Origin of the sequence: Aeromonas sp. R4-3 (assembly GCF_040908275.1) — a bacterium.
GTDB lineage: Bacteria > Pseudomonadota > Gammaproteobacteria > Enterobacterales > Aeromonadaceae > Aeromonas > Aeromonas rivipollensis.
Map to the genome: position 1 here is coordinate 120,620 of NZ_JBFODK010000020.1, position 25,027 is coordinate 145,646.

Consider the following 25,027-nt stretch of genomic DNA (forward strand, 5'->3'; position numbering starts at 1 on the left):
TTCAGGGCTGCGGCGCTTCCAGCTCGCTGGCCAGCGCCTGCTCGACGTCGGTCGAGGCCGCCGCTGAGGGGGCAACAGCCGCGGGCACGGGGGACGCATTCAGCTCGGTCGAGATGGCCGCGGATGGCGCAGCGATGACAGACTCAACCGTGGCGGGAACCGCGCATTGGCAGTCCAGGGCCTTGGCCTGCTGGCCCTGATGAGGGGCGTACCAGCCCTTCAATCCCTGCTCCAGCCGATCGGCGGCGGCTTGCGGTGCCATGGTGCCGAGCAACACCCCCTGGCTCACCTCGGCCAGCTCATCCCCCAGCTTGGGGGTGCCGCGAGAGAGGATCTGGGTGGCGACCCGGATGGTGGAGTCACACTGATCCCGCCACTCCATCATCTCTTTGGCCGCCGGGTTGGTGGCCTCGAAGAAGTGGTTGGAGAGGGAGAAGAACCCCGGCAGCGAGTTGGTATAGAGCTCGGCAAACTGGGAGGTGGTCAGCCACTGCAGGAAGGTCATGGCGGCCTCCTTGTTCTTGCTGGCCGGGTTCATCCCCATGCCGATGTCGGTGTGATCGGTAAAGAAGCAACCGTCACCCTGTTTGGCCACAGGGGGGCGCATGACACCGAAGTCCACCTTGCCGGTGAAGGGGGCTATCTCCCAGGAGCCGGCCGCATAGAAGGCGGCCTTGCCGGAGGTGAACAGCGCGTTGGTGGTGGCATAGTCACGACCCTCGCCCCCCTCGCCGAGATAGGCACGCCAGCGGGCCAGTTCCTCGAACACCTTGACGTATTGCGGGTTGTCGAGCCGCTCCTGGCCCGCGATCAGCGCCAGCCGACCATCCTCCCCTTTCCAGTAGTTGGGGCCTATGTTCTGGAAGCCCAGCTCGGAGGCGACCCAGCTCTCAGAGCCACTCATGGCCAACGGCACATAGCGGCCATCCGCCTTCACCTTGTCGAGCACGGCGAAGAACTCGTCCCGGGTCTGCGGCACCGTCAGCCCCAGCTCACTGAAGATCTGCTTGTTGTAGAAGAAGCCGTGAATGACGGAGGCCATGGGCACGCAGAAGGTCTGGGCGCCGCTATCGGTCTGCCAGGGGGACTGGGCAAAACTCGGGAAGTTCTCCATCCCGGCCATCTCGCTCAGCTCCGCCAGATGACCTGCCTTGAACAGGGCCAGGGAGTCGTCGAACGGACGGCAGGTGATGAGGTCCCCGGCCTTGCCCGCCTTCAGGCTGGCCCAGAGGGTCGGCATGTATTCGACGTTCTGCACCCCGTTGAAGCTCACCTGGATACCCGGGTGAGCGGCCTCAAAGGCGGGAATGATCTTCTCCTCCCACAAGGCCTTGTCATCTATCCGCCAGCTTTCGATCACCAGCTCGCTGGCCATCAGCTGGCCACACAACAGGAGACTCAGGGCCCCGATCCACTTGTTAGCCATAAGTCCTCCTACACCTTGAAATGAGCGATCAATTGCTGCTGCTTGGCGACCAGTTCCGCCAGCACTTCACTGCTGCCTGCCGATTCACGGGCCTCCCGTTCGGTCTCGTAGGCCACGTCCGCAATGCCGGCGATATGACGGGCCACCCCCTGACTGACCGAGATCTGTTCCTGGGCCGCATGAGCGACCTGATCCGCCATCGACTTGATGGCACTCATCCGCTCGGCAATGGATTGCAGCGCCTGATCCATGGCCCGGGTCTGCGACACGCAACCCTGGGTCTGCTCCTGGCTGCGGGCCATCACCTCCACCACATGCTTGCTGGAGCTCTGCAGGTTCTCGATCATGGCCTGGATCTCCTCGGTCGAGGTCTGGGTCCGGTTTGCCAGCGCCCTCACCTCGTCCGCCACCACGGCAAAGCCGCGGCCGGCATCACCGGCCCGTGCCGCTTCGATGGCCGCATTCAGTGCCAGCAGGTTGGTCTGCTCGGCAATGCTGCGGATCACATCCAGAATGCTGCCGATGTTGTTGCTGAATTCTCCCAGCTTGTGGGTGATGCCGACCGCCTCCTCCATGGCGCCCGCCAGCTGTTCGGTGATCTGGCGCGTGGTCGCCACTTGCTTGCGACCGGCGCGAGCCTCCTCGTCGGCCAGATCCACCTCGCGCTTGGTACCATCGGTGGAGCGGGCCACCTCGGTGGCGCTCACTTCCAGCTCTGTGATGGCGGCGGCGACCTGGTCGGTCTGGCTCTTCTGATCCTGTACCCTGGACATGGCGCGCTCGCTGATCTCGGCGGCGCGGCTCGCCTCCTCCACCAGATGGCGGGAGCCGGCGTTGATCTGGGAGAGCAGTTCCCCCGTCTTGTCCGCCAGGGTGTTGATGGAGCGGGTCAGACTGCCGAATTCACAACGGCTCTGGTAGTCGATGCGCCTAGTCATGTCACCGGTGGCCATGCGATCCAGTGCCCGATCGATCAGCTGCAACGGGCGCTGTATGCTGCGCGCCGTGGTGTAACCGATGATGAGTGCGGCGGCGGCGGAGATGGCGGAGACGATCAGGATCCAGAAGCTGGCACTGCTGACAGCGTCATCAGCCCCGATCCGGCTCTGGCTGGCGATGCTGCCCGCCGACTTGCCCATCTCGTCCAGCAGCGCCAGGCTGTTGACCAGGCTGGTATCGAGCTGCTGATTCAAGGTTTGCAGCGATGCCGCAAGCTGCTGGGCATGACGCATGGTGGCCAGCAGCCCCTGCGGGCCGAGCGCCAGCTCCTGCATCCTGTCCAGATTGACGACGAAGCGCTGCCTCACATCATCGGGCACCAGCACCCGCTCGAGCCGCTTGCGCGCCATCTCTATATCCTTGGCGAGCACCTTCTCCAGTTCGTTGAGATCTGTCTTGGCGTCGGCCCGACGGATGTTCTTCAGATCCCGGGCTATGCCGGAGGTGATGAGTTCGGCCTTGTTGCGCATGGAGCGCTTGCTGGCGGTCTGCTGCAACAGCAGATCGGCGGCCCACTGATAGGTATCTTCCAGCCGGATAAAGGCCAGCTCCAGCTCATGACGCCGATCGAGGGCGGCTATCCACTGGCCATGCTGGCTCAGCACCTGATCCGCCAGACCGTAGAACTCCCGGGTGGCCCCATCTACCTGACGAAAGCGCTCGCCCGCCTCGGCCACGTCGTTGAACCTGGCCATCTCCTGGCTCTGGGCCAGGAAGCGCGCCTGCTGCGCCTTGAACTGGCTGGCCAGCTGCGGCAACTGGGTGGCATCTTCGCTGGTCCTGTAGGTCAGCACCCAGCGGTTGCTGTCCTGAAGGGCTCCCTTGAGCCCTGCGACGGCGATCACCAGGGGAGTGGCACGATCCGATACCTGGGAAAGCCCCTCATTGATTCCCCGGATCTTCAGAATACTGATGAAGCCCAGCAGAACCAGCAGCAGCAACATCAGCACAAATCCGGCGATGATCCGCTGCACGATAGATAAACCCATGGAGACATCCTCACTCGTTGGGAAATAAAGGGGTGAACGCAGAGACTATCGGCAAGTTGAGGCAATGGAAGAGCAATAAGTGACGCCATGAGGGGCCGGATCACGGTTATTTCCCCGAGCCGGACAGAAAAGGGCCCGAACAGAGCCGGGCCAAAGAGACATGCTTGGTTGTCATGGCCTTGTGGCGGCCAACCTTGTCATCAGAAGCGGTAGCCGACGCCGAACATGAAAGCAACCGGATCGATGGAGGTATTGATGGTGCCCACTGCGGTGTGCACGTCGGTGTCGATGTCGATGAGCCAGGCGGAGGCGTTGACGAACCAGCGGTCGTTGATCGCCATGTCCAGGCCCACCTGACCCGCCAGCCCCCAGGAGGAGTCAACGCTCACATCCGTGCCCGCCAGGGCACCACGGCCCTCTTCATCGAAGAAGGTGGTGTAGTTGATGCCGGCACCGACATAGGGACGCACCTTGCTGTTGGCGTCCCCGAAGTAGTACTGCGCCATCAGGGTCGGTGGCAGGTGCTTGACCTTGGCGACCTCACCCAGCCCCGGGGTCGACACCGAGTGGGAGAAAGGCGTCGCCGCCAGCAACTCGACACCCCAGTTGTCCGTCAGCATGTAGGAGAGGGTCAGCCCCAGCTGCATATTGCTGTCGATATCCAGTTCGCCGGTGCCCAGAACGTCGTCACTGCTGGTCTGGGGAGAGACGAAGGCCAGGCCGCCACGCACCAGGATGTCACCGGCCTGATGGGCCATGGCGGCGGGGGAAGCAAAAGCGGCTGCGATCAGGAGAGGAAGCACTTTTTTCATCACATAATTCCTTTTTGTTTTCTTTCTATGTTGTAAGCCCGAAAACTATAAAAGGATGTGAATGGACGGTTATTGATTTAGCTCAATAGTTATCAAGAAATAGATGGATGTACACAGCAGCTTCAGATAACCAAAAAACTGACAAATAACACCTGAAAATCATTTAAATACAGCCAGTTGAAATATGAATATGCAATGACATCCGATTTAAAATAGCAACCAAATACACCTTAATGGTGCCCATATCCCCATTTCTCTGTTGTTTAATGATGCCGGCCAGCGTATTTTATTAAAGCAATGTAGCCATGCTGTAATTTAATCTTTATGAAACCACAAACACGCAAAGACAAAATCATCGGCATCCTGGCAGCCATCTGGGGCATAGGCTCCTTCCTGTTTATCCTGCTCGGTTTTCTGTTCGCCCTCGCCTTCCTGATGCTGGCCCACTGACACCCCATAGTGACCGCCCGCCCGGTGACGGGCTTGCCCTGCCCGACCCAATGCGGCATTCAGCCAGTCTCAGTGTCTGCGACCGCCGCTGGCAGATCCCGAGAAAAGCTCCCTCCCCCCCACGGCGATCGCCCACAAAAAAGGGGCCAAGGCCCCTTGTCTGTCTGACTTGCCCTTACTTGTTCAGCAAGGGGGCCAGGAAGCGCGCCGTGTGCGACTCCTTGCAACGGCTCATCTCCTCCGGCGTGCCGGTCACCAGGATGCGGCCGCCACCGGCGCCCCCTTCCGGCCCCAGATCGACGATCCAGTCGGCGGTTTTGATGACGTCCAGGTTGTGCTCGATGATGACTATGGTGTTGCCTCTATCCCGCAGCTGGTGCAGCACCTTGAGCAGTTGCTGGATGTCGTGGAAGTGCAGCCCCGTGGTCGGCTCGTCCAGGATGTAGAGGGTCTGGCCGGTGTCGCGCTTGGAGAGCTCCCGCGCCAGCTTGACCCGCTGCGCCTCGCCCCCCGACAGGGTAGTGGCCGACTGGCCGAGCCGGATATAGGAGAGGCCCACGTCCATCAGGGTTTGCAGCTTGCGCGCCACCGCAGGGACGGGGTCGAAAAATTCGCGGGCATCTTCCACCGTCATCTCGAGGATCTCGTGGATGTTCTTGCCCTTGTACTTCACCTCCAGGGTCTCGCGGTTGTAGCGCTTGCCCTTGCAGACGTCGCACGGCACGTAGACATCCGGCAGGAAGTGCATCTCCACCTTGATGACGCCATCCCCCTGGCAGGCCTCGCAGCGGCCACCCTTGACGTTGAAGGAGAAGCGACCCGGCAGGTAGCCGCGTGACCGCGCCTCCTGGGTACCGGAAAGCAGCTCGCGGATCGGGGTGAACAGGCCGGTATAGGTGGCCGGGTTGGAGCGCGGAGTTCGACCTATGGGGCTCTGATCGATATCCACCACCTTGTCCAGGTGCTCCAGCCCTTCCACCTCGCGATAGGGCGCCGGGGTGGACTCGGTTGCCTTGTTCAGCTCCCGGTGGGCGATGCGGAACAGGGTGTCGTTGATCAGGGTCGACTTGCCCGAGCCTGAGACCCCGGTGACACAGGTCATCACCCCTATGGGCAGATCCAGGTTGACGTTGCGCAGGTTGTTGCCGCTCGCCCCCTTGAGTTTCAACCACTTGCCGGTGAGCGGCGTGCGTTCATCAGGAATGGCGATCTGCTTGCGGCCGGAGAGGTAGTCACCGGTCAGCGAGGCGGGGTTGGCGATGATCTCCTCCGGCGTCCCCTGCGCGACTATGGCGCCGCCGTGTACGCCAGCCCCGGGGCCTATGTCGAGCACATGGTCGGCGAGGCGGATGGCGTCCTCGTCGTGCTCCACCACTATGACGGTATTACCCAGATCGCGCAGGTGGGTCAGGGTCTTGAGCAGCCGCTCGTTGTCCCTCTGGTGCAGGCCGATGGAAGGCTCATCCAGCACATACATGACCCCCACCAGACCGGCGCCGATCTGGCTCGCCAGCCGGATCCGCTGCGCTTCGCCGCCGGAGAGGGTCTCGGCGCTGCGCGACAGGCTCAGATAGTTGAGGCCCACGTTCACCAAGAAGCCGAGCCGCTCGACTATCTCTTTGAGGATCTTCTCGGCAATCTGGGCGCGCTGGCCGCTCAGGTTCAGCCCCTCGAAGAAGGCCAGCGCATCGCCGATGGACTGCTCGGCGATGGCCGGCAGATTGCGGTTGTCCACGAATACGTGGCGCGCCTCTTCCCGCAGCCGGCTGCCACCGCAGCTGGTGCAGGACTTGTTGGCGATGTACTTGGAGAGCTCTTCCCGCACCGAGTTGGATTCGGTTTCCCGGTAGCGGCGCTCCATGTTGTGCAGTATTCCCTCGAACGGGTGCTTGCGCACCACCACATCGCCGCGATCGTTCATGTAGCGGAACTCGATCTCGGTGCGGCCGGAGCCGCGCAGGATCACCTCCTGGGTCTTGACCGGCAGATCTTCCCAGGGCGCCTCCAGATCGAACTTGTAGTGCTCGGAGAGGGATTTCAGCATCTGGAAGTAATAGAAGCTGCGCTTGTCCCAACCCCGGATGGCGCCACCGGCCAGGCTCTGGCTCGGATCGTGGATCAGCTTGGCGGGATCGAAGTACTGCTGCACCCCCAGGCCGTCGCAGGTGGGGCAGGCCCCGGCCGGGTTATTGAAGGAGAAGATGCGCGGCTCCAGCTCCGACATGGAGTAGCCGCACTCGGGGCAGGCGAAGTTGGCGGAGAAGATCAGGGGGACAACCCCCTCCTCTCCGTCCATGGGAGCCACCAGGACTATGCCACCGGAGAGGGTCAGAGCCGTCTCGAAGGATTCGGCGAGGCGCAGTGCCAGGTCATCCCGCACCTTGAATCTGTCCACCACCACTTCGATGGTGTGCTTCTTGTGCAGCTCCAGCGAGGGAGGATCGGAAAGATCGCACACCTCCCCATCGATGCGGGCGCGGATATAGCCCTGGGCCGCCAGGTTCTCCAGCAGCTTGCTGTGCTCCCCCTTGCGATTGCGCACCACGGGCGCCAACAGCATCAGCTTGGTGCCTTCGGGCTGGGCCAGCACTTGATCCACCATCTGGCTGATGGTCTGGGCGGCGAGCGGGATGGCGTGGGTAGGGCAACGGGGCTCACCGACCCGGGCAAACAGCAGGCGCAAGTAGTCGTAGATTTCGGTGATGGTGCCGACGGTCGAGCGCGGGTTGTGGGAGGTGGACTTCTGCTCGATGGAGATGGCAGGCGACAGCCCCTCGATATGGTCCACGTCCGGCTTCTCCATCAGGGAGAGGAACTGACGGGCATAAGCGGAGAGAGACTCCACGTAGCGGCGCTGGCCTTCGGCATAGAGGGTATCGAACGCCAGGGAGGACTTACCGGAACCTGACAGGCCGGTGACCACGATCAGCTTGTCACGGGGCAGAGTCAGGTTGATGTTTTTGAGGTTGTGGGTGCGGGCACCCCGGATCACGATTTTTTCCATCTTGTTGCGCGCTCGATACGGGAACCAGAGCGGGCCAGTATGGCATAGAGACTACTGGATGAATAGACAGGCTTTTATCATCCCATCCCGGTTCTCAGAGGTACTCCTTGGCCCAGCTCACCGCCTGCAGGCGGTTCTTGACGTTCAACTTCTTGAACACGTTATAGAGGTGGGACTTGATGGTGTGCTCGCTCACGAACAGGCTGTCGGCGATCTCGGTATTGGAGGCCCCCGTCATCAGGTGACGGACTATCTCCTGCTCACGGGCCGTCAGCAACGTCTGGTTGCGCAGGGGCTGGCCGCTCCCCTTGCGGTAGTAATCCACCAGATCGCACAGCAGATGGCGCGGGATCCAGTACTCCCCCTGCAACACCTTGCGGATGCCAATCACCAGCCGATCCAGGTTGTCCTGGCGGAAGAAGAGCCCGCTGGTGTGGGGCCACATCAGCAGCAGCTCCCTGTCCGTGCTGGTCGGGGCGTTGAGCAGCACTGCACTGGCCTCGCCGAAGCGGCTGCAGATGGCCTTGCTCCAATCCGCCTGCTGAGCCGACTTCAGATAGTCCAGATCGATCAGCAGCAGCGTCTGGGCAGAGGTTTCGGCGGGTTCGGGCAGGGCCTCTATCTCCCCCACCAGCAAGATGGACAAGCCAAGCTGTTCGCTGAGGTGACGCTGGAAACTGCTGGCTTGTGCATTATTTTCGGTGATCAGCACTAAGGGGTATTCGGGCGTCATCAAGAGAACTTCCTTGCACATTCGAGTCGGGGCTTTTCGGCAAGGAAGAGTACCAATCCCCCTCCTGGCTGCAGCATTAAAAAAGTATTAGACGCCGCTGTGATTCCTTTGAAGCTCAGCAATTTTCCAACCAATACAAATGACTAGCACACACCCCCCATTTGGGGGGTTAAGTAGTGCCGACCAGCACCATAGCAGGCCTTGGCCGTCGATGCAGCACTCTGCCCCGTCGTCCCCTTGCTGGTGGGTCCATACCTCGGGTAAGTTACTCGAACCGCCAGCGGCGGGGTTTGGTGCTCGCCGGGACAGGAAGGTGTGCGCTCATCTCCGCCAACTGGTATTATTGCGGGCAAACGCTGCGGCGGATGGCCGATAAACGCGTCGGTTGAATCTGGCACAGCCGTGACATGCGTGAAGATGAGGTCCATCCGTGGCGCGCATCTCATTGCAAACAAACGACATATTGAATGGGACCAGGCATTTGGCCTGGCCGGTATACATAAGGGTGGAAGAGAGATTATGGCCAGTCGAGGCATCAACAAAGTCATTCTGATCGGTAACCTGGGGCAAGACCCGGAAGTGCGCTACATGCCGAGCGGCGGTGCCGTGACTAACATCACCCTGGCCACCTCCGACACCTGGCGCGACAAGCAGACCGGTGAGCAGAAAGAGCGCACCGAGTGGCACCGTGTGGTCTTCATGGGCAAGCTGGCCGAAGTGGCGGGCGAGTACCTGAAGAAGGGTTCCCAGGTCTATGTCGAAGGCAAGCTACAGACCCGCAAGTGGCAGGATCAGGGTGGCCAGGAGCGTTACACCACAGAGGTGCTGGTCGACAGCTTCACCGGCGTGATGCAGATGCTGGGTGGCCGTCCGCAAGGCGGCGCCGGCCAGGGCATGGGCGGTCAACAGTCCCAGGGCAACTGGGGCCAGCCGCAACAGGCCGCCCCCCAGCAAGCGATGCAGCGCCCGGCCGCAGCCCCGCAGCAGAATATGCCGCCACAGGGTGGTTACAGTCGTCCGGCCCAGCAGCCGCAGTCTGCACCGCCGGTCTACAACGAACCGCCGATGGATTTCGACGACGATATCCCATTTTAAATCGACACCCAGGCCCTGATGACTCAGGGCCTTTTTTGTCTGTTTTTGACGCATTCATCCCCTCCCTCATCATGTTGTTGCGACGATCCGCACCTTACCCTCTCCCTCGCCCTGACTTGTGGCTATTCTCGGGACGAGTCACTTCCCCGAGAACCTGCATGAATCACCTTGGTCGCCTGCTGTGCCTCATCTTGCTGGTGTTTGCCGCCCCTCTGATCGCCAAGCCGCTGCGAGTGGGGGTGAGCTTCGCCATCCCTCCTTATGTGATCACGCACGAGGATCGCGGCATCGAGCTCGATCTCATGCGCGAGGCGTTCGCCGGCAGCGGTCATGAGCCCGAGTTCATCTATCTGCCTCTGGAGCGGACCTTCCGCATGCTGGAGGAAGGCAAGCTGGATGCCATCATCAACGTCAGACCCGGCATGCTGAGCCGCGCCCACCTCTCCCAGGCGGTGATCACCTTTCACAACCGGGTCTTTACCCTCGACAAGACGGCGTTCAAGAGCATGAGGGATCTGCAGACGCTGCGAGTCAGCGCCTTCCAGCGGGCCAGGCAGATCCTGGGAAAAGAGTTCACCGGCATAGTCGATCAGAACCCCCACTATGAGGAGGTGGCGAGGCAGGAGGGGCAGGTTCAGAAGTTGTTGCTGGGGCGCACGGATGCCGTGATCCTGGAGCAGAGGATATTCTACTACTACATGGCACAATTGCTCGGGCAAGCAGAGGGCGGCGAGCGCTATCAAGCCGACCGGATCCGACAGCATGATCTCTTCCCCCCCACCCGGTACCACTTCGCCTTTCGCCAGGCGGCGCGGCAGCAGTGGTTCGATCGCCAGTTGAGCAAGATGAAGGAAGATGGCCGCTATGAGCAGATCTTTGCCGACTATGGCACGGCCTCATCCGACAGAAACATAAAAGCCAGCCCATGACGGACTGGCTTGATACTGGCTCCAGAGGAACAACAGTGTAGTGGAGCGTTACTTCATCGCGCCGCCATTTTTCAGATCAGCTTTCTGACGTTTGGCCTCGCGCTTCTCTTTCAGTGACATCTGCGGTTTTTTCTTGGCATCTTTGCCGTGATGCTGTTCTTTGTTGCTCATCATCAGACTCCAAAAATGTTACCAGGACAGTTGGAATCAAGATTCCAGCATGCCATCCGAATCATAGATCACAGTACGCTAGCAGTGACGATCGAGGATCGCACTGGCACCAGCATACCCCCAGCCTCCACCGGGATCCAGCCTCGCCGGACAACGGCGCCACACAGGGCACGGACCTCGTCATCCACGCCCCGACAATCTGGGACAAACCGCCACAACCGGCTCGCATCTGGGCGAAAACCGGCAGGAAAACGCACTCAACTTGCCCTTTTGGGGTCAAGAGGACGATTACATAAGAGTCGGCCCCCGGAGTGTGTTAGGGTGAACCATCACCTGCCGCAGGAGTGCGCCATGAAAAAGCTGGAAATGAAAGATCTTACCGAGGCCGAAAAAGCCGAGATCACCCTGTTGTTGCAGAAGGCCCAGGCCCATGCCGATCACACCCTGACCAATGGGGAACGTAACAAGATCCGTGAGGAAGGGCGCCTGAAAATCGCCGAGGATCGCGCCAAGGCAGCCAAGGCGGCCTCCGCACTGGCGCGGGAGAAGGCCAAGGAGCGAGCCAAGAATCAGGTGCTGCCCGAGACCTTCAACTGGGCGGACTCCGTCAGCAACAAGTACCGCAGCAAGCGATAATTTCTGTCTCCCATGTCCGGATGCTTGTGCTGCCACCCGGACATGGACCTGCATACTTCCCTTTTTCATACCGGAAATTGTTAGATAACCTTCTGGTATAAAACGATTTTATCAAGATAACACGCTACCACCTCCTCGCCTGGCAGGAATTAATACCAAGATAAAGATTGCCATGGCGGAGTGAGCGTGTTCTAATCGATTTCGATGGTTCGGTAGTTCAGACCTGATTATGTTAGGCAGTCATTTTAAAGCAGTGATTTGTGCATAGAGTTGTCCCAGATGATTCTCGCCAAATAATTCTCCTTCTTTAGTGCTCCCCATACGTATTGCTGACGAAAAATCATGGATTGCTACACACGTAGCGTTTCAACATCACTATTCAAGGAAATTATTATGTCTAACAAAATGACTGGTACCGTAAAGTTCTTCAACGCTGAGAAAGGTTTTGGCTTCATCTCCCCGGCTGACGGTGGCAAAGACGTGTTCGTACACTTCTCCGCTATCCAGTCCACCAGCTTCAAAACCCTGGACGAAGGTCAGCGCGTTGAGTTCACCATCGAGCAAGGCCAGAAAGGCCCGGCTGCTGCCAACGTAGTTGGTCTGTAATTCAAGCCAGGAAGCCTTTTCGTCAATCGGAAAGTCCTTCTGCAAGAATTGAAAAAACCCGCCTCGGCGGGTTTTTTGTTATCTGTATTCCCGTAATTACCTCTCTCCCCTGCCAAAACGGCCCCCTCTTACCGAACAAAATACAAATGATAACCAATATCAATTGCATTTGATTCTTATTTGCCTAGAATGCCTGCCGACAAATGTCATCCATTTGAGGCTCAGCTCCGCCGTCCCAGTGCGACACCAAGATCCCGGGACGCTAAAGCGGGTTGAGAAACTTTCCTTCCCAGGAGTTCAGGTTTTCATGACTAACATCCCCATTACCCCTCTCGCCACCCTGATCGTCGCCGCACTGGCCAGCCAGGCCCACGCCAGCCAGAACGAAGTCATGGTGATCACCGCCTCGGGTTTCCAGCAGAAGATCGAAGACTCTGCCGCCTCCATCTCGGTCGTGACCCGGGAACAGCTGGAGAAGCGCGCCTACCGTGACGTGACCGATGCCCTGAAAGACGTCCCCGGGGTGGTGATCACCGGAGGTGGCAGCAGCAGCGACATCAGCATCCGCGGCATGGGAGCCAAGTACACACTGATGCTGGTAGACGGCAAGCGGGTCGACAGCCGTGGCACCCGTCCCAACAGCGACGGCCCCGGCATAGAGCAGGGCTGGTTGCCGCCGCTGCAAGCCATAGAGCGGATCGAGGTGGTGCGCGGCCCCATGTCCTCCCGCTACGGCTCGGACGCCATGGGGGGCGTCATCAACGTCATCACCCGCAAGAGCACCAGCATGACGGCATGGCAGGGGTCGGTGCATGCCGACAGCACCTTCCAGGAGAACAAGGCCTCAGGTGATCTCTTCCAGAGCGATGCCTACACCGCCGGCGCCCTGGTGGACGGGCTGCTTGGGATGCGCCTGAACGGCCAACTCTCCTATCGCGGCGAGGATCAGTTCGAGAATGGCTTCGCCGAACAGGAGATGCGCAGCGGCACCGCCGTGTTCAGCCTGACCCCGGACGAGCACAACAGCTTCGACTTCGAGCTTAGCCGCGGCCTGCAAGACAGGGATCGCACGCCGGGTGAGTCCATTTCGGCCAAGGCCAAACCCAACCAGAGCACCTACGAGCGCACCAACTACGCCATCACCCACGACGGCCGCTACGACTTCGGCTCCTCCACCAGCTATCTGCAACGGGAAGAGAGTACCAACCCGGGTCGGCAGATGAAGATGATCAACACCATAGCCGACACCCATACCCAGATCGTCCTGGGGGATCACTACCTCAGTGTCGGCGGCCAATACCGCTACGAGGATCTGCAGGATCAGGGCAACCAACTGAATGTGGCCAATCGCGCCGACCAGCTGACCCGCTGGAGCTGGGCCCTGTTCGTGGAGGACGAGTGGGCCCTGACCGACAGCTTCGCCCTCACCGGCGGCGTGCGCATGGACAGGGATCAGAACTACGGCAGCCACTGGAGCCCGCGTCTCTACGGGGTCTGGCACCCCACCGAGTTCTGGACCCTGAAGGGGGGCGTCTCCACCGGCTACCGCTCCCCCGATCTGCGCATGTCAGCAGCCAACTGGGGTCAGGCCACCGGCGGCGGTACTCAGGATGGCATGCTGGTCGGCAGCCCGGCCCTCCAGCCGGAGAAGAGCGTCAGTGAGGAAATCGCCCTGCTGTGGGATGGCAGACAGGGGCTCAACGCCGGGCTGACCCTGTTCAATACCGACTTCAAGGACAAGATTGCCGAGACCCGTCGCTGCACCAGCAAGCAGGATCCCGCCTGCACCCTGAATGGCCACACCTATGACTTCATCAGCGATCGCATCAACGTCGACGAGGCCAACATGCGCGGGGTGGAAGGCACGGCCAACTGGGTCATCAACCAGCAGTGGTCCCTCGCTTCCAGCTACACCTTCACCCAGTCCGAGCAGAAGAGCGGCCCCATGGCGGGCCTGGCACTGAACCAGATGCCGCGCCACATGTTCAACACCACGGTCGACTGGCAGACCAGCGAGGCGGTCGGCCTCTGGTCCAGGGTCAACTTCCGCAGCAAGACCTCGGACTACCTGAGCCGGGTCAAGATGGCCGAGGGCACCCCCTCCTACACCTTCTTCGACACCGGCCTGGTCTACAAGGCCAATCAGGCGCTGAGCGTCACCGCCGGCATCTACAACCTGCTGGACAAGAGGGTGGACCATGCCAGCTATGGCACTGTGCTGGATGGACGCCGCTACAACCTGGGGCTGACCTACCAGTTCTGATCCTCTCGGGTGCGAGAGATGCAAAAGGCCCGCCGAGTGCGGGCCTTTTCATGGGCGACGGAATAGGAACTATCAGCGCGGCAGGCTGATCCTGGCCTCCAGGCCGCCCTCGGCACGGTTGTGCAGGGTCAGCTCGCCGCCGTGCTGATGCACCAGGGTGCGGGCGATGGCGAGCCCCAGCCCCACGCTGCCCGACTCCGTATTGCGGGCCTCGTCGAGACGCACGAAGGGTTTGAACACCTCCTCCAGCTGGCCCTCGGCTATGCCTGGCCCCCGATCGCAGACCAGGATCAGCAGCTCGGATTCGGTTCGCTCCAGGGACACCTCGGCCCCGCCCGCGTACTTGATGGCGTTGCCGATGAGGTTTTGCAGCACCCGGCGCAGGGTATTGGCGCGGCAGGCGTAGACCTGCTTGCCCTGTGCCAGGCAGATGACGGGCTGGCCGGTATCTGCATAGTCATCGCACAGGCTCTCCAGCAGGCTGACCAGATCCAGCTCCCGGGTCGCCTCCTGCTGCCCCTCCTCCCGGGCGAAGCTCAGGGTCGCCGCCAGCATCTGCTCCATCTGTTGCAGGGTCTGCTGGAATCGCTCCTTGTCCTCGCCGTCTGCCAGAAATTCGCTGCGCAGCCGCAGGCTGGTGATGGGGGTGCGCAGGTCATGGGAGATGGCGGCCAGCATCCGGGTCCTGTCCTGCACGAAGCGATCGAGCCGGGTGTGCATGCGGTTGAAGGCCTGGATGGACTCGCGGATCTCGGTGGGCCCCTCCTCGCGCAGGGGCTCTATGTCCTCCCCGCGCCCCAGCCTGTCGGCGTTGGCGGCCAGTTGCTTGAGGGGCAGGGTCGCCCGGCGGAACAGCCAGATCATCAGGCCTATCACCAGGCTCGCCACCAGCAGCAGGTTGAGGGTGGTCTGCCAGGACCAGCTCACCGCCTCCTTGTCCACCAGGGAGCTGAACTGCAGCCAGCCCCCGTTGGGCAACTGGATGGAGCCATAGAGCCGCATGTCCTGGGGCGGCGGCATGCCGTTGCGATCCTTCATCATGCGGTTATGGTGCTGCCAGGCCCGGCTGCGCTGTATGTCCTGCTTCAACTCGGCGCTGATCTCCACCGACAGGGACGACGGATACCCGAGCTTGGCCCGCACCAGCTTCTCGAAGCGGGGGCTGCGGTTGTCCGGTTGCAGCGGCTCGTCGGCGAGGCGCAGCAGCAGGGTCTCGCTGCGGCTCGCCTTGAGGATCTCGTGATAGAGGGAAGGGGGGGAGAGAGAGAGCAGCCGCACCACAGAGATGATCCGCTGCATGGCGTTGCGGCTGTTGACGTAGCCGAGCGCCTCCTCCCGATCCGAGCGGTAGATCTGGATGCTGAGCAGCTGGATCAACACCAGTCCCGCCAGGGCCACCAGCACTATCTGGCCGGTCAACCCCTTGGGCAGCAGCCTGGCGAAGAAGCCCTTGATCATGCCGGCCTCACTCCTGGGTCACGTCGGCGGCGAACAGGTAACCGCCGCCCCAGATGGTCTTGATGAGCTCGGGATTCTTGGGATCCCGCTCCAGCTTGCGGCGCAGCCGGCTCACCAGCGTATCTATGGCGCGATCGAAGGCGACCGCCTCCCGGCCACGGGCCAGATCCAGCAGCTGATCCCGGCTCAGCACCCGCTGGGGGCGCTCCAGAAACACCTTGAGCAGATCGAACTCGGCGGTGGAGAGGCTCATCCCTACCCCCTCCTCGTCCACCAGCTCGCGGCGATTGATGTCGAGCAGCCAGCGATCGAAGCGCAGATCCCGGGTCAGGGCCTCGGGAACGGGCTGGATCTCCGCCTGGGTGCGGCGCATCACCGCCTTGATGCGGGCCAGCAGCTCGCGCGGGTTGAACGGCTTGGCGAGGTAGTCATCGGCCCCCATCTCCAGCCCTATGATGCGGTCCGTCTCCTCCCCCATGGCGGTGAGCATGATGATGGGCAGACGGGACTTCACCCTGAGCTCGCGGCACAGAGTCAGGCCATCTTCCCCCGGCATCATCAGATCCAGCACCAGCAGATCGAACTCCCGCTCGTCCAGCAGCCGCTTCATCTCCTTGCCATCCCGGGCACAGCTGACGCGCATGCCGTGTTGTTCCAGAAAGCGCTTGAGCAGATCGCGGATCTCGCTGTGATCGTCGACCACCAGAATATGAGGGCTGCCTTGGTTCATCATTGTCTCTCCCGTTATCGAGCTGGGGCGATTATACGAGAATCAATCGGGCGGGTTGTGTCAAAGTGTGCCAGAGCGCCAAGATGCCACACTCTGCTACAAAATAGGCTTCAACTGGCAAAATTCAGACACTTCCACGGTGTTTACTGGATACCAAGGCGAAACAGCCTCTACCCGTATTCATCCGACAGGAGTTACCCATGAAAAAGCTGACCAAGACCCTGCTGACCGCCACCCTGATCCTCGGCCTGCCGCTGGGCGCCTATGCCGCCAGCGAGGCTGTCTCCACCGCCCAGCCGACCAAGGCCACGGCGGCCGGTTGCCCCATGGACGGTTCCGGCATGATGGGCGGCAAGCACCACGGCGGTCGCCACGACAAGATGGCCCGCATGAAGAACATGACCCCGGAACAGATCCAGGCTCACCTGCAACAGCGCTACGACAAGATTGAAGATCCGGCCAAGAAGGCGGAGTTCGTGAAAAGCCTCGGCCTGCGTGCCGACGGCATGATCAAGCACGCAGAGGTGATGAAGCAGTTCGCAGAAGCAAATCAGTAAGTCGAGGCGATGAAGCAGTTCGCAGAAGCGAACCAGTAAGTCGAAGTAAACCAGCAAGCAAGATAACGACAGGGTGGCCATGGCCACCCTGTTTTTTTCGTGTCCGCTCAACTGCCCTGTCCTGCGACTGACGCCGCCATGGCGCCACTTTTCTGCCTCCCTGCACCGGGATATGTGAGCGATAACAAACGTTTTAGTTTCGAAATAGCTAATAATGGCGGCTCAAACAACAGGATCGGGCAAGGCCCCGGCCACAGTGGACAGGAGTCGTTATGGGATGGAATCTGGGCACAATCAAGGGGCGTTATACCGCCGTCTTCCTGGGGTTCATGGCGCTGGTGTGCGCCCTGACGGTGATCGGCATCCAGCTCTGGATCAAGCCGGCGCTGCAGAAGGCCGGTGAGCAGAATGTGGCGCTGCGGGTCAGCGAGATAGCCACCGACATCCGCGACCAGCTCAACGGGGTGCAGAGCCAGTCCCGCAGCATCACCCAGCTGGTGGCCCAGCTGCCGAGCGAGCAGATAGATGCCCTGCTACCCGCCCTCATCGATCAATACGGCAACGCCATGGTCTTCGGCGGCGGCATCTGGCCCCTGCCGGAGAAACGCGAGGCGGGCCGCGCCAAGTTCAGCACCTTCTATCACAGGGACGCGGCCAACGCCCTCATCCCCAACACCTACTGGAACTCGGCCGAGGCGCCGAACTACTTCGAGCAACCCTGGCACAAGGCGGGGCAGCAGGCCCCCCGCGGCATGTGCGTCTGGGCCGCCGCCTACAAGGATGGCGCCAGCCAGCAGCCGAGAACCAACTGCGCCATGGGGATCTACCGGGACGGCGCCCTCTACGGGGTGTCGACCATAGACGTGACTCTGGGGTTCTTCAACGAACTGGTGGCCAGGAAGGAGCAGGAGATCGGCGGCCAGGTGATGATAGTCGAGGCTGACGGCAAGATCCTGAGCAAGAACGCCCGCCTCGGCGGCGATGTGGTGCTCGGCAACCTCTCCGCCCACGCCGACTACCCCTTCGCCGGTGCCATCGCCGGCCTGCTCGGCCAGGACGCGAGCAAGGGCTTGCTGCGCACCACCTTCCAGGATCAGGGGGAGGAACAGACCCTGCTGATGGAGGCCATAGAAGGCACTCCCTGGCTGCTCGCCACCGCCCTGCCGACCCGCATCCTGACCCAGGACAGCCGGGACGTGCTCGCCACATTGGCCGCGATCCAGCTGCCCCTGGTGGGGCTGCTGTTCGTGCTCATGGTGCTGGCCATCAGCCAGCTCGGCAGCCGGTTGCAGACCCTCAAGCTCAACATAGATGCCCTCAGTGCCGGCGATGCGGACCTGACGGCCCGCATCCAGGTGAAGGGTCATGACGAGCTGGACAACATAGCCCTGTCGGTGAACCGCTTCATCGCCTACCTGCAGCAGATGATGGTGCAGGTGACGGACGCCACCGACCTCATCACCCGGGAGCTGGCACAGCTCGATCAGCAGACGGGTCAGGCCCGACGGATCCTGGGGGAACACGCCAGCGAGACGGATCAGGTGGTCACCGCCCTCACCGAGCTCAGCTCCACCGCCGACAGCGTGGCCCAGCACGCCAGCGACTCGGCCAGCTTCACCGAGGCCGCCAATGGCCAGGCCGCCAACTCGCGCAAGGTGGTGGGCTCGGCCTCCGCCAGCGTGGTGGCCCTGATCGACGAGGTGGATCTCGCCGCCGCCAAGGTGCTGGAGATGCAGGAGGATGCCAAGCAGATCGGCAGCGTGCTCGGGGTGATAGGCGGCATCGCCGCCCAGACCAACCTGCTGGCACTCAACGCCGCCATCGAAGCGGCCCGGGCCGGGGAGCAGGGACGTGGCTTCGCCGTGGTGGCCGACGAGGTGCGCGCCCTGGCGGCCCGCACCCAGAACAGCACAGCCGAGGTGGGCAGCATGCTGTCGCGCCTCACCCAGGGGGTGGCCGAGGCCGTGGTCGCCATGGAGCAGACCAAGCGCAGCTGCCAGGCCGCAGCCGACACCACGGGTCAGGTCACCGGCGGGCTCGACAGCATGGCCGACTCTGTGGTGCAGATCCACGATCTCAGCAGCCAGATCGCCACCGCCGCCAAGGAGCAGAGCCGGGTGACCGAGGAGATCAACCGCAACATGGTGAGCATTCGCGACATGCTGAACCTGCTGGTGCAAAACGGCAGCCAGACCGAGCAGAGCGCGGCGTCACTGCTCGGCTCCAACCGCCAGCTGCTGGCCCTGGTGCGCCGCTTCAAGGTGTGATGGCGAACGCCAGCCAGCAAAAAGGGGCCCGCGGGCCCCTTTTTCATGCACGTCGTTCAGACTCAGGCCTTGGCTTTGTCGGCCAGGTTCAGGGTCTTGACGGTTTCGCCTTCAAACTTGATGACGACGCTCTTCTGAGCGGCTTCGGTATCCTTGAACAGGGTCTTGGAGGTCTCTGCCAGCATGGGAGATACCTTGTTCAAAGCGCTCAGGTCATAGGTCCACACTTCCAGACCGGCTTCGGTCTTGGTGCTGGCCGGGGCGCCCAGCTTGTCCTTGATGGCCTGCTTGTTGGAGCCGCCTTCCTTGATATCCAGGGCCGTTTTGATCGCTTCGTTGGAGGCGCTGTCCACGGCAGTACCGGCCATCTCTTTGGCGGTGCTGGTGACGCTGCTGGTCACGGAGTCGGTCAGGGAATCCATCAGGCCGGCGTGGGCAACCAGGGGCAGGGCGGTCAGGGCAATCAGAAGGCACTTTTTCATTAAGATACATCTCACAGGAATGAAAGAGCGCGCATCAGACCAGTGAGCTCGATTGGAGTCAAGATGATCCCAAGGTCAAGCCGCATTCGGGGGGGAAGAGGGACTCGAGGCTGGACAGGGCGGCCGGAGACGGATAGCGGCTCCCCTAGCCAGAGAGCTGATCCTTGCCCGCCAGCTTGGCCCGGTAGAGCGCCCTGTCCACCCTCGCCATCAACTGGTTCAGGGGCTCGTCCGGCATGGACTCCACCAGACCGAAACTCAGGGTGATGGGCTCCACCCCCTTGACCCTGGCATAGCCCAGTCGCTGTCGCAGCTTTTCGGCCACCACATGGGCCTCCGCCAGACGGGTGTTGGGCAGCACCAGCATGAATTCGTCGCCCCCCCAGCGGGCCAGCAGATCGATCTCGCGGATGGAGCCGCGGGTCAGGCGCACTATGTCGATCAGGGTCTGATCCCCCACCCCGTGGCCGTGGCGATCGTTGATCTGCTTGAAGTCGTCCACGTCCATGGCGATCACGGCGAAGGGCTCCTTGAAGCGCCGGGCGCGCTCATACTCCAGCCGGACGGCCTGCTCCAGCCGATAGCGGCTGGCGGCCCCGGTCAGGGAATCCGTCTCCGCCAGGCGGCGGTTCTCCTCCACCTGATGCTGCAGCGCCAGGTTGAGCCGCTCCAGCTCGGCGGTGCGCTCCGCCACCTGCTGCTCCAGGGAGCGATTGTGCAGCTCCAGCCGGGCGTAGAGCTCGCGCTGGGCATGAATGTCCCGGTGCGCCCCTATCATCCTGGCCACGGAGCCATCCGGGTTGCGCGCTATGATGCGGCCACAATCCTCTATCCAGATGAAGTCACCGTTGCGGCAGCGACAGCGGTACTCGGCCCTGTAGTCTGGAGACTGGCCGCTCAGATAGGCATCGAAGCGGGCCATCACCCGCGCCAGATCGTCCGGGTGGATCAGGTTTTCCCAGGTGAATACCGTGTTGTCGAGGGTGTGCGGCTCATAGCCCAGCATCTGATACCAGCCCGGATTGCGATAGACGAAGCCGGTGTTGGCATTCCAGTCCCAGATCCCGTCGCTGATGACCTCCAGAATGCCGTGTACAGCGGCCTCATTGAGATCCTGGATCCTGATAGTGTCATTGTCCTGCAGCATGGAAACCATCCTTGTTCTGCTCCCCCGCGCCACTGCGGGTGACTCGAGTCCGGCGGTTGAACATCATTGAAAAATGCGGCCGCCTGCCGGGCTACCCGATGACGACTGCCTGCCTGCAATCCCTGTCATGACAAGGTTATCGGCCGCCCCAGGCTCCCCTGAATAACAGTAGCAGCAGGGCCTGCCGCCAGTCTTGAGCGCCGTCACGCCTTCCCTCTTTTGTCTGCCCGCCCCCTTGCACCATGGCGGTGCCCCCCCTTGGCGCAGCCCTGCCCAAATGGGGCACCTCTCGTCACTCCCTCGAGCGACAATGAAATAAATCATTGAATAAATAGGGAAAAATTCTTGGCGCAATATTTGCCTTTGTCTGAATGAACCACCAAGGATTGGGGACATTGCATGAAGTTAATCACTGCCATCATCAAGCCGTTCAAACTCGATGACGTTCGCGAAGCCCTCGCCACCCTCGGCGTAGAGGGGCTGACGGTCTCCGAGGTCAAGGGGTTTGGCCGCCAGAAGGGGCACACCGAGCTCTATCGGGGCGCCGAATACCAGGTGGATTTCCTGCCAAAGGTGAAGCTGGAGATCGCCACCCAGGCCGACAACGTCGAGCCCATCATCGAAGCCATCAGCCAGGCCGCCCATACCGGCAAGATAGGTGACGGCAAGATCTTCGTCTGCGACCTGCTGGCCGCCGTGCGCATCCGCACCGGCGAGACAGACGCAGACGCCCTTTGATACGACTGGAACCGAGGAACACGACATGGAAGAGTTGATCACATCCGTCAGCGAGCTGCGCTATGCGCTCGATACCTTCTACCTGCTGATCTCCGGCGTGCTGGTCATGTGGATGGCCGCCGGGTTCGCCATGCTGGAGGCGGGCCTGGTCCGCGCCAAGAACACCACAGAGATCCTGACCAAGAACATCCTGCTCTACGCCATCGCCTGCGTCATGTACCTGCTGGTCGGCTACAACATCATGTACGTGGACAACGGCGCCGGCGGCTGGTTGCCGAGCTTTGGCAGCCTGATGGGCAGCCAGGCCGAGGATGCGGGCCACTCACTGCACGCCGACTTCTTCTTCCAGGTGGTGTTCGTGGCGACCGCCACCTCCATCATCTCGGGGGCGGTGGCCGAGCGGATGAAGCTCTGGTCCTTCCTGCTGTTCTGCGTGGTGATGACCGGCTTCATCTACCCCATAGAGGGCTACTGGAGCTGGGGTGGCGGTTTCCTGAAAGAGGCGGGCTTCTCCGACTTCGCGGGCTCCGGCATAGTCCACATGGCGGGCGCCGCCGCGGCCCTGGCCGCCGTGCTGCTGCTCGGCCCCCGTCGTGGCAAATATGGCAAGCAGGGGGAGATCCATCCCATCCCCGGCTCCAACCTGCCGCTCGCGACCCTGGGCACCCTGATCCTCTGGATGGGCTGGTTCGGCTTCAACGGCGGCTCCCAGCTGGCGCTCTCCAGCGCCGCTGACGCCACCGCCATCGGCACCGTCTTCGTCAACACCAATGCCGCCGCGGCCGCCGGTGTGGTCGGCGCCCTGCTGGTCAGCAAGCTCACCTGGGGCAAGGCGGATCTCACCATGATCCTCAACGGTGCCCTCGGTGGTCTGGTCGCCATCACAGCCGATCCGGCCTCCCCCAGCCCGCTGTTCGCCAGCCTGATCGGCGCCCTGGCCGGAGCCCTGGTGGTCTACGCCATAGTCGCCTTCGATCGCCTCAAGGTAGATGACCCGGTCGGCGCCATCTCGGTACACGGGGTCTGCGGCCTGTTCGGCCTGATGGTGGTGCCCTTCTCCAACGCAAGCGCCACCTTCGGCGCCCAGTTGCTGGGGGCCGCCGTCATCTTCGGCTGGGTCTTTGCCGTCTCCCTCATCGTCTGGAGCCTGCTCAAGGCCACCATGGGCCTGAGGGTCAGCGAAGAGGAAGAGCTGCTGGGCGTGGATGTCCACGAGTGCGGCGTCGATGCCTATCCCGAGTTCGTCAGCATCAAATCCAGCAGCTGACACAGACTGCTGCTTGCGGGGCCCGGGGAACACCTCGGGCCCCGCTCTTTTTTGGGGTACCCTCAGCGCCCCTTGAAGGCGGGGTGATGCAGTTGGCGATAGTGGCTCGGGGCCAGCCCGTGCTGGTGCTTGAAGGCGGTGGAGAAGTGGTATTCGTTCTTGAAGCCGCACTGGGCGGCCAGCAGCTTCACCGAGTCGGCCCGGCTCGCCAGCAGGAGCGCCGCCCGCTGCAAGCGCAGCCGTTGCAGCAGCGCCATGGGGGCCAGCGCGAAGTGCTGCTGACAGAGCCGATGGAGCTGGCGCTCCGAGAGGTGCAGGGCGGCGGCCATGCGGGCGATGTCCCAGCACTCGGCCAGGGAATCTTTGAGCATCAATTCGAGGCGCAGAGCCAGCCGCTCGCCGCGACTCTGCCCTTCCCCCTTTTGCAGCAGGCGGCGCAGGTAGAAACCGAGCTGCTCCACCAGCAGCGCGCTGAGCAGCGGGTCCTGATGGCGCTCCTGCTCCGCATAGAGGTTCTCCAGGGTGCGCAGCAGGGTCCCCTGCTGGGAGGTGCACCCCAGACGAGGGCGGCTGGCGAAGACATCCCAGGGGGAGTCCTTGTGCAGCAGCAGCCACACCAGATCCCAGTCGCCCTTTGCCGTCGGCTGTTGCTGCTCCGGCGCTGGCAACTGCGTCTCTGCTAGTCCCGTCGCAGCTAACTGCATCTCTGGCCACTGCGTCTCTGGCAACCGATAGCAGAGCGGCTCCCCCGCCGGGATCAGAGCCCACTCCCCGACCGGCAGCCGCTCGAAGCTATCGCCGATCAGCACCTCCCCCTCGCCCCCCAGGGTGAGCAGGAAGCAGTGCACGTCCGCCAGGCGGCGCTCGATGCGATAGCGGGTGCGCAGGCGGGAGTAGCCCGCCAGCCACACCCGCTCCTGGCCGAGGGCGGGCAGCAGGCTGTCGCAGCAGATCTGCTCGCGGCAGTCGGGGGAGACATCGATGAGATCGGGGTTGGCAGTGTCAGACATCATCAGGACGGGCTCAGCCATGTCGAAGGATTAGGCCAGAGCATAACATCAAGGGCATAGAGTCACAGGAGACAAGCCATGCACATACATCACGTCGCCATCTGGGCGCAGGATCTGGAAGCACTCAAGGCATTCTACTGCACCCTTTTTGGCGGGCAGGCCAATGAGCGCTACCACAACCCGACCAAGCAGTTCTCGTCCTACTTCGTGCGCTTCGAGGGGGGCGCCAGCCTGGAGCTGATGCACAGCCCCACCCTGCTCCCGGCAGATCGCGGCCTGTCGCATCCGCTGCAAGGGCTGGCCCATATCGCCTTCTCCCTCGGCAGTGTGGAGGAGGTGGACAAGATGACGGCACGTCTCAAGCTGCTCAAGGGCGCCCAGGTCAAACACCTGGACGGCCCCCGCTGGACCGGCGACGGCTATTACGAGAGCACCTTCCTCGACCCGGAAGGCAACCGGCTGGAGCTGACTGTTTAGCCCCTTGATTGGCCCCTCACCCTGGCCCTCTCGTAAGTTCGATTAGCGAAGCGTAATCGGACAGCGGTAACGACATTGCGCCCTTCTCCCGCTTGTATCAAAAGGAGGAGAAGGGCTGGGGATGAGGGGAGGAAAAAAGAGAGCACACGGTAAACATTGGGCTTCCGGACGCTCAGCCACAACCTACACAATCGGTAGGTTTGTGCTGAGCCTGCGAAGCCCAACATACGAGATTATTTTGCCAGTTCAAGTCGATAAAAATCCGTCTCTTCGTGTTTTGGATTGGAACGCAAAAATGTCCAGCCCGAACGCCGGTAATGGTTCAGCGCCCGCAAATTGGTACGACTAACGGATAGCAACGCCCATTTGCAGCCCGCCCCCAGCAACTGCTGACGGATATACGCCTGCAACTCGGCGGCCAAGCTGGTGCCACGATACTCGGGAAACAGATAGATAAGCTGCACATAGCCGGTCTCGGGCTCATCGGAAAAGCTGCGAAATTCCAGCTGACCCACCAGTTGTTCACCCACCCAGACATGGATGTAATGCCATTGCGCTTGCCCCAACCTTTCATGGATCCGCTCCCGATAGCCGCAGATAAAGTCGGCAAAGCCATTATGGGTATGAAAGCTGCAAAAATAGGCATCCCTGCGCGCCAACACACAGTGTTCGTAATCCCGATCCAGATCGATGGTTTTAAATTCGAGTCGCAATCAATAAGATCCTGTCGCGTGTAGGTAGGGTGTAAAAAGCGAAGCGCATTACACCTTTTGACCGATAA

General features: G+C 61.8%; 23 protein-coding genes. 11 read left to right on the forward strand and 12 right to left on the reverse strand.

Annotation, left to right across the window (positions count from 1 at the left end; all coding sequences use genetic code 11):
• Position 1: 1 nt before the first annotated feature.
• The 3 genes from AB5Y91_RS04235 to AB5Y91_RS04245 all read right to left on the reverse strand — a co-directional run bounded on the left by AB5Y91_RS04235 (position 2) and on the right by AB5Y91_RS04245 (position 4,226).
• Positions 2–1,426: an ABC transporter substrate-binding protein gene (locus tag AB5Y91_RS04235; protein WP_368169150.1), complete on the reverse strand. Its 1,425-nt coding sequence runs from the start codon at positions 1,424–1,426 to the stop codon at positions 2–4.
• An 8-nt stretch (positions 1,427–1,434) separates the two neighbouring features.
• Positions 1,435–3,414: a methyl-accepting chemotaxis protein gene (locus AB5Y91_RS04240; RefSeq protein WP_163149461.1), complete on the reverse strand. Its 1,980-nt coding sequence runs from the start codon at positions 3,412–3,414 to the stop codon at positions 1,435–1,437.
• Positions 3,415–3,614: 200 nt separating this feature from the next.
• Positions 3,615–4,226 (reverse strand): OmpW family outer membrane protein, encoded by a 612-nt coding sequence (locus AB5Y91_RS04245; protein WP_025328553.1) that lies wholly within the window; start codon positions 4,224–4,226, stop codon positions 3,615–3,617.
• Positions 4,227–4,550: 324 nt separating this feature from the next.
• Here AB5Y91_RS04245 and AB5Y91_RS04250 point away from each other — a divergent pair, with 324 nt between their 5' ends.
• Entirely contained in the window at positions 4,551–4,676 is a 126-nt protein-coding gene (locus AB5Y91_RS04250; protein ID WP_005328766.1) for a hypothetical protein, read from the forward strand.
• A gap of 175 nt (positions 4,677–4,851) precedes the next feature.
• Here the strand turns inward: AB5Y91_RS04250 and uvrA are convergent, their stop codons facing one another.
• Entirely contained in the window at positions 4,852–7,680 is a 2,829-nt protein-coding gene (gene uvrA, locus AB5Y91_RS04255) for an excinuclease ABC subunit UvrA (protein WP_368169151.1), read from the reverse strand.
• A 94-nt stretch (positions 7,681–7,774) separates the two neighbouring features.
• Positions 7,775–8,413 carry a LuxR C-terminal-related transcriptional regulator gene (locus tag AB5Y91_RS04260; protein WP_162472085.1) on the reverse strand — a complete coding sequence of 213 codons (639 nt, stop codon included), beginning with the start codon at positions 8,411–8,413 and terminating at the stop codon, positions 7,775–7,777.
• Between the two features lie 519 nt (positions 8,414–8,932).
• Between AB5Y91_RS04260 and AB5Y91_RS04265 the strand changes: the two genes are divergently transcribed.
• Positions 8,933–9,508 carry a single-stranded DNA-binding protein gene (locus AB5Y91_RS04265; RefSeq protein ID WP_106885612.1) on the forward strand — a complete coding sequence of 192 codons (576 nt, stop codon included), beginning with the start codon at positions 8,933–8,935 and terminating at the stop codon, positions 9,506–9,508.
• A 158-nt stretch (positions 9,509–9,666) separates the two neighbouring features.
• The gene (locus AB5Y91_RS04270) at positions 9,667–10,437 is read left to right on the forward strand and encodes a substrate-binding periplasmic protein (protein WP_368169152.1); all 771 of its coding nucleotides are present in this window, start codon (positions 9,667–9,669) and stop codon (positions 10,435–10,437) included.
• 48 nt (positions 10,438–10,485) lie between these two features.
• Here the strand turns inward: AB5Y91_RS04270 and AB5Y91_RS04275 are convergent, their stop codons facing one another.
• Positions 10,486–10,608 (reverse strand): hypothetical protein, encoded by a 123-nt coding sequence (locus tag AB5Y91_RS04275; protein WP_080675244.1) that lies wholly within the window; start codon positions 10,606–10,608, stop codon positions 10,486–10,488.
• A gap of 351 nt (positions 10,609–10,959) precedes the next feature.
• On the opposite strand from AB5Y91_RS04275, the gene yjbD reads away from it, so the two are divergent.
• The 3 genes from yjbD to AB5Y91_RS04290 all read left to right on the forward strand — a co-directional run bounded on the left by yjbD (position 10,960) and on the right by AB5Y91_RS04290 (position 14,113).
• The gene (gene yjbD / locus AB5Y91_RS04280; protein ID WP_162519186.1) at positions 10,960–11,244 is read left to right on the forward strand and encodes a DUF3811 domain-containing protein; all 285 of its coding nucleotides are present in this window, start codon (positions 10,960–10,962) and stop codon (positions 11,242–11,244) included.
• A 393-nt stretch (positions 11,245–11,637) separates the two neighbouring features.
• Positions 11,638–11,850 (forward strand): RNA chaperone/antiterminator CspA, encoded by a 213-nt coding sequence (gene cspA / locus AB5Y91_RS04285; protein ID WP_025328559.1) that lies wholly within the window; start codon positions 11,638–11,640, stop codon positions 11,848–11,850.
• Between the two features lie 307 nt (positions 11,851–12,157).
• Positions 12,158–14,113 (forward strand): ligand-gated channel protein, encoded by a 1,956-nt coding sequence (locus tag AB5Y91_RS04290; RefSeq protein ID WP_368169153.1) that lies wholly within the window; start codon positions 12,158–12,160, stop codon positions 14,111–14,113.
• A gap of 72 nt (positions 14,114–14,185) precedes the next feature.
• Here AB5Y91_RS04290 and AB5Y91_RS04295 read toward each other — a convergent pair whose 3' ends face one another.
• Both AB5Y91_RS04295 and AB5Y91_RS04300 read right to left on the reverse strand, forming a co-directional pair.
• On the reverse strand, positions 14,186–15,571 hold the full coding sequence (locus tag AB5Y91_RS04295; protein WP_041204391.1) for an ATP-binding protein: 1,386 nt from the start codon (positions 15,569–15,571) through the stop codon (positions 14,186–14,188).
• A 7-nt stretch (positions 15,572–15,578) separates the two neighbouring features.
• The gene (locus AB5Y91_RS04300; protein ID WP_025328561.1) at positions 15,579–16,301 is read right to left on the reverse strand and encodes a response regulator; all 723 of its coding nucleotides are present in this window, start codon (positions 16,299–16,301) and stop codon (positions 15,579–15,581) included.
• Positions 16,302–16,501: 200 nt separating this feature from the next.
• Between AB5Y91_RS04300 and AB5Y91_RS04305 the strand changes: the two genes are divergently transcribed.
• Together AB5Y91_RS04305 and AB5Y91_RS04310 are read left to right on the forward strand one after the other, a co-directional pair.
• On the forward strand, positions 16,502–16,858 hold the full coding sequence (locus AB5Y91_RS04305) for a hypothetical protein (RefSeq protein WP_368169154.1): 357 nt from the start codon (positions 16,502–16,504) through the stop codon (positions 16,856–16,858).
• Between the two features lie 272 nt (positions 16,859–17,130).
• Positions 17,131–19,125, forward strand: a complete 1,995-nt coding sequence (locus tag AB5Y91_RS04310; RefSeq protein ID WP_368169155.1) for a methyl-accepting chemotaxis protein — start codon at positions 17,131–17,133, stop codon at positions 19,123–19,125.
• 62 nt (positions 19,126–19,187) lie between these two features.
• Here the strand turns inward: AB5Y91_RS04310 and AB5Y91_RS04315 are convergent, their stop codons facing one another.
• Together AB5Y91_RS04315 and AB5Y91_RS04320 are read right to left on the reverse strand one after the other, a co-directional pair.
• Entirely contained in the window at positions 19,188–19,607 is a 420-nt protein-coding gene (locus tag AB5Y91_RS04315; RefSeq protein WP_106885607.1) for a hypothetical protein, read from the reverse strand.
• A gap of 145 nt (positions 19,608–19,752) precedes the next feature.
• The gene (locus AB5Y91_RS04320; protein ID WP_139744805.1) at positions 19,753–20,754 is read right to left on the reverse strand and encodes a sensor domain-containing diguanylate cyclase; all 1,002 of its coding nucleotides are present in this window, start codon (positions 20,752–20,754) and stop codon (positions 19,753–19,755) included.
• A gap of 399 nt (positions 20,755–21,153) precedes the next feature.
• On the opposite strand from AB5Y91_RS04320, the gene glnK reads away from it, so the two are divergent.
• Positions 21,154–21,492 carry a P-II family nitrogen regulator gene (glnK, locus tag AB5Y91_RS04325; RefSeq protein ID WP_025328566.1) on the forward strand — a complete coding sequence of 113 codons (339 nt, stop codon included), beginning with the start codon at positions 21,154–21,156 and terminating at the stop codon, positions 21,490–21,492.
• A 25-nt stretch (positions 21,493–21,517) separates the two neighbouring features.
• Positions 21,518–22,759, forward strand: coding sequence for an ammonium transporter (locus tag AB5Y91_RS04330; RefSeq protein WP_171275301.1), 1,242 nt, complete (start codon positions 21,518–21,520; stop codon positions 22,757–22,759).
• Between the two features lie 62 nt (positions 22,760–22,821).
• Here AB5Y91_RS04330 and AB5Y91_RS04335 read toward each other — a convergent pair whose 3' ends face one another.
• Positions 22,822–23,772, reverse strand: coding sequence for a helix-turn-helix domain-containing protein (locus AB5Y91_RS04335; RefSeq protein ID WP_368169156.1), 951 nt, complete (start codon positions 23,770–23,772; stop codon positions 22,822–22,824).
• Between the two features lie 75 nt (positions 23,773–23,847).
• Between AB5Y91_RS04335 and AB5Y91_RS04340 the strand changes: the two genes are divergently transcribed.
• Positions 23,848–24,246 carry a VOC family protein gene (locus tag AB5Y91_RS04340; protein ID WP_368169157.1) on the forward strand — a complete coding sequence of 133 codons (399 nt, stop codon included), beginning with the start codon at positions 23,848–23,850 and terminating at the stop codon, positions 24,244–24,246.
• Positions 24,247–24,479: 233 nt separating this feature from the next.
• Here AB5Y91_RS04340 and AB5Y91_RS04345 read toward each other — a convergent pair whose 3' ends face one another.
• Positions 24,480–24,959 carry a GNAT family N-acetyltransferase gene (locus AB5Y91_RS04345; RefSeq protein ID WP_368169158.1) on the reverse strand — a complete coding sequence of 160 codons (480 nt, stop codon included), beginning with the start codon at positions 24,957–24,959 and terminating at the stop codon, positions 24,480–24,482.
• Positions 24,960–25,027: the final 68 nt, after the last annotated feature.

Coding starts and splice junctions, on each gene's coding strand:
- AB5Y91_RS04235 (WP_368169150.1), bottom strand. CDS start 1,426: ATGGCTAACAAGTGGATCGGGGCCCTGAGTCTCCTGTTGTGTGGCCAG.
- AB5Y91_RS04240 (WP_163149461.1), bottom strand. CDS start 3,414: ATGGGTTTATCTATCGTGCAGCGGATCATCGCCGGATTTGTGCTGATG.
- AB5Y91_RS04245 (WP_025328553.1), bottom strand. CDS start 4,226: ATGAAAAAAGTGCTTCCTCTCCTGATCGCAGCCGCTTTTGCTTCCCCC.
- AB5Y91_RS04250 (WP_005328766.1), top strand. CDS start 4,551: ATGAAACCACAAACACGCAAAGACAAAATCATCGGCATCCTGGCAGCC.
- uvrA (WP_368169151.1), bottom strand. CDS start 7,680: ATGGAAAAAATCGTGATCCGGGGTGCCCGCACCCACAACCTCAAAAAC.
- AB5Y91_RS04260 (WP_162472085.1), bottom strand. CDS start 8,413: ATGACGCCCGAATACCCCTTAGTGCTGATCACCGAAAATAATGCACAA.
- AB5Y91_RS04265 (WP_106885612.1), top strand. CDS start 8,933: ATGGCCAGTCGAGGCATCAACAAAGTCATTCTGATCGGTAACCTGGGG.
- AB5Y91_RS04270 (WP_368169152.1), top strand. CDS start 9,667: ATGAATCACCTTGGTCGCCTGCTGTGCCTCATCTTGCTGGTGTTTGCC.
- AB5Y91_RS04275 (WP_080675244.1), bottom strand. CDS start 10,608: ATGAGCAACAAAGAACAGCATCACGGCAAAGATGCCAAGAAAAAACCG.
- yjbD (WP_162519186.1), top strand. CDS start 10,960: ATGAAAAAGCTGGAAATGAAAGATCTTACCGAGGCCGAAAAAGCCGAG.
- cspA (WP_025328559.1), top strand. CDS start 11,638: ATGTCTAACAAAATGACTGGTACCGTAAAGTTCTTCAACGCTGAGAAA.
- AB5Y91_RS04290 (WP_368169153.1), top strand. CDS start 12,158: ATGACTAACATCCCCATTACCCCTCTCGCCACCCTGATCGTCGCCGCA.
- AB5Y91_RS04295 (WP_041204391.1), bottom strand. CDS start 15,571: ATGATCAAGGGCTTCTTCGCCAGGCTGCTGCCCAAGGGGTTGACCGGC.
- AB5Y91_RS04300 (WP_025328561.1), bottom strand. CDS start 16,301: ATGAACCAAGGCAGCCCTCATATTCTGGTGGTCGACGATCACAGCGAG.
- AB5Y91_RS04305 (WP_368169154.1), top strand. CDS start 16,502: ATGAAAAAGCTGACCAAGACCCTGCTGACCGCCACCCTGATCCTCGGC.
- AB5Y91_RS04310 (WP_368169155.1), top strand. CDS start 17,131: ATGGGATGGAATCTGGGCACAATCAAGGGGCGTTATACCGCCGTCTTC.
- AB5Y91_RS04315 (WP_106885607.1), bottom strand. CDS start 19,607: ATGAAAAAGTGCCTTCTGATTGCCCTGACCGCCCTGCCCCTGGTTGCC.
- AB5Y91_RS04320 (WP_139744805.1), bottom strand. CDS start 20,754: ATGCTGCAGGACAATGACACTATCAGGATCCAGGATCTCAATGAGGCC.
- glnK (WP_025328566.1), top strand. CDS start 21,154: ATGAAGTTAATCACTGCCATCATCAAGCCGTTCAAACTCGATGACGTT.
- AB5Y91_RS04330 (WP_171275301.1), top strand. CDS start 21,518: ATGGAAGAGTTGATCACATCCGTCAGCGAGCTGCGCTATGCGCTCGAT.
- AB5Y91_RS04335 (WP_368169156.1), bottom strand. CDS start 23,772: ATGATGTCTGACACTGCCAACCCCGATCTCATCGATGTCTCCCCCGAC.
- AB5Y91_RS04340 (WP_368169157.1), top strand. CDS start 23,848: ATGCACATACATCACGTCGCCATCTGGGCGCAGGATCTGGAAGCACTC.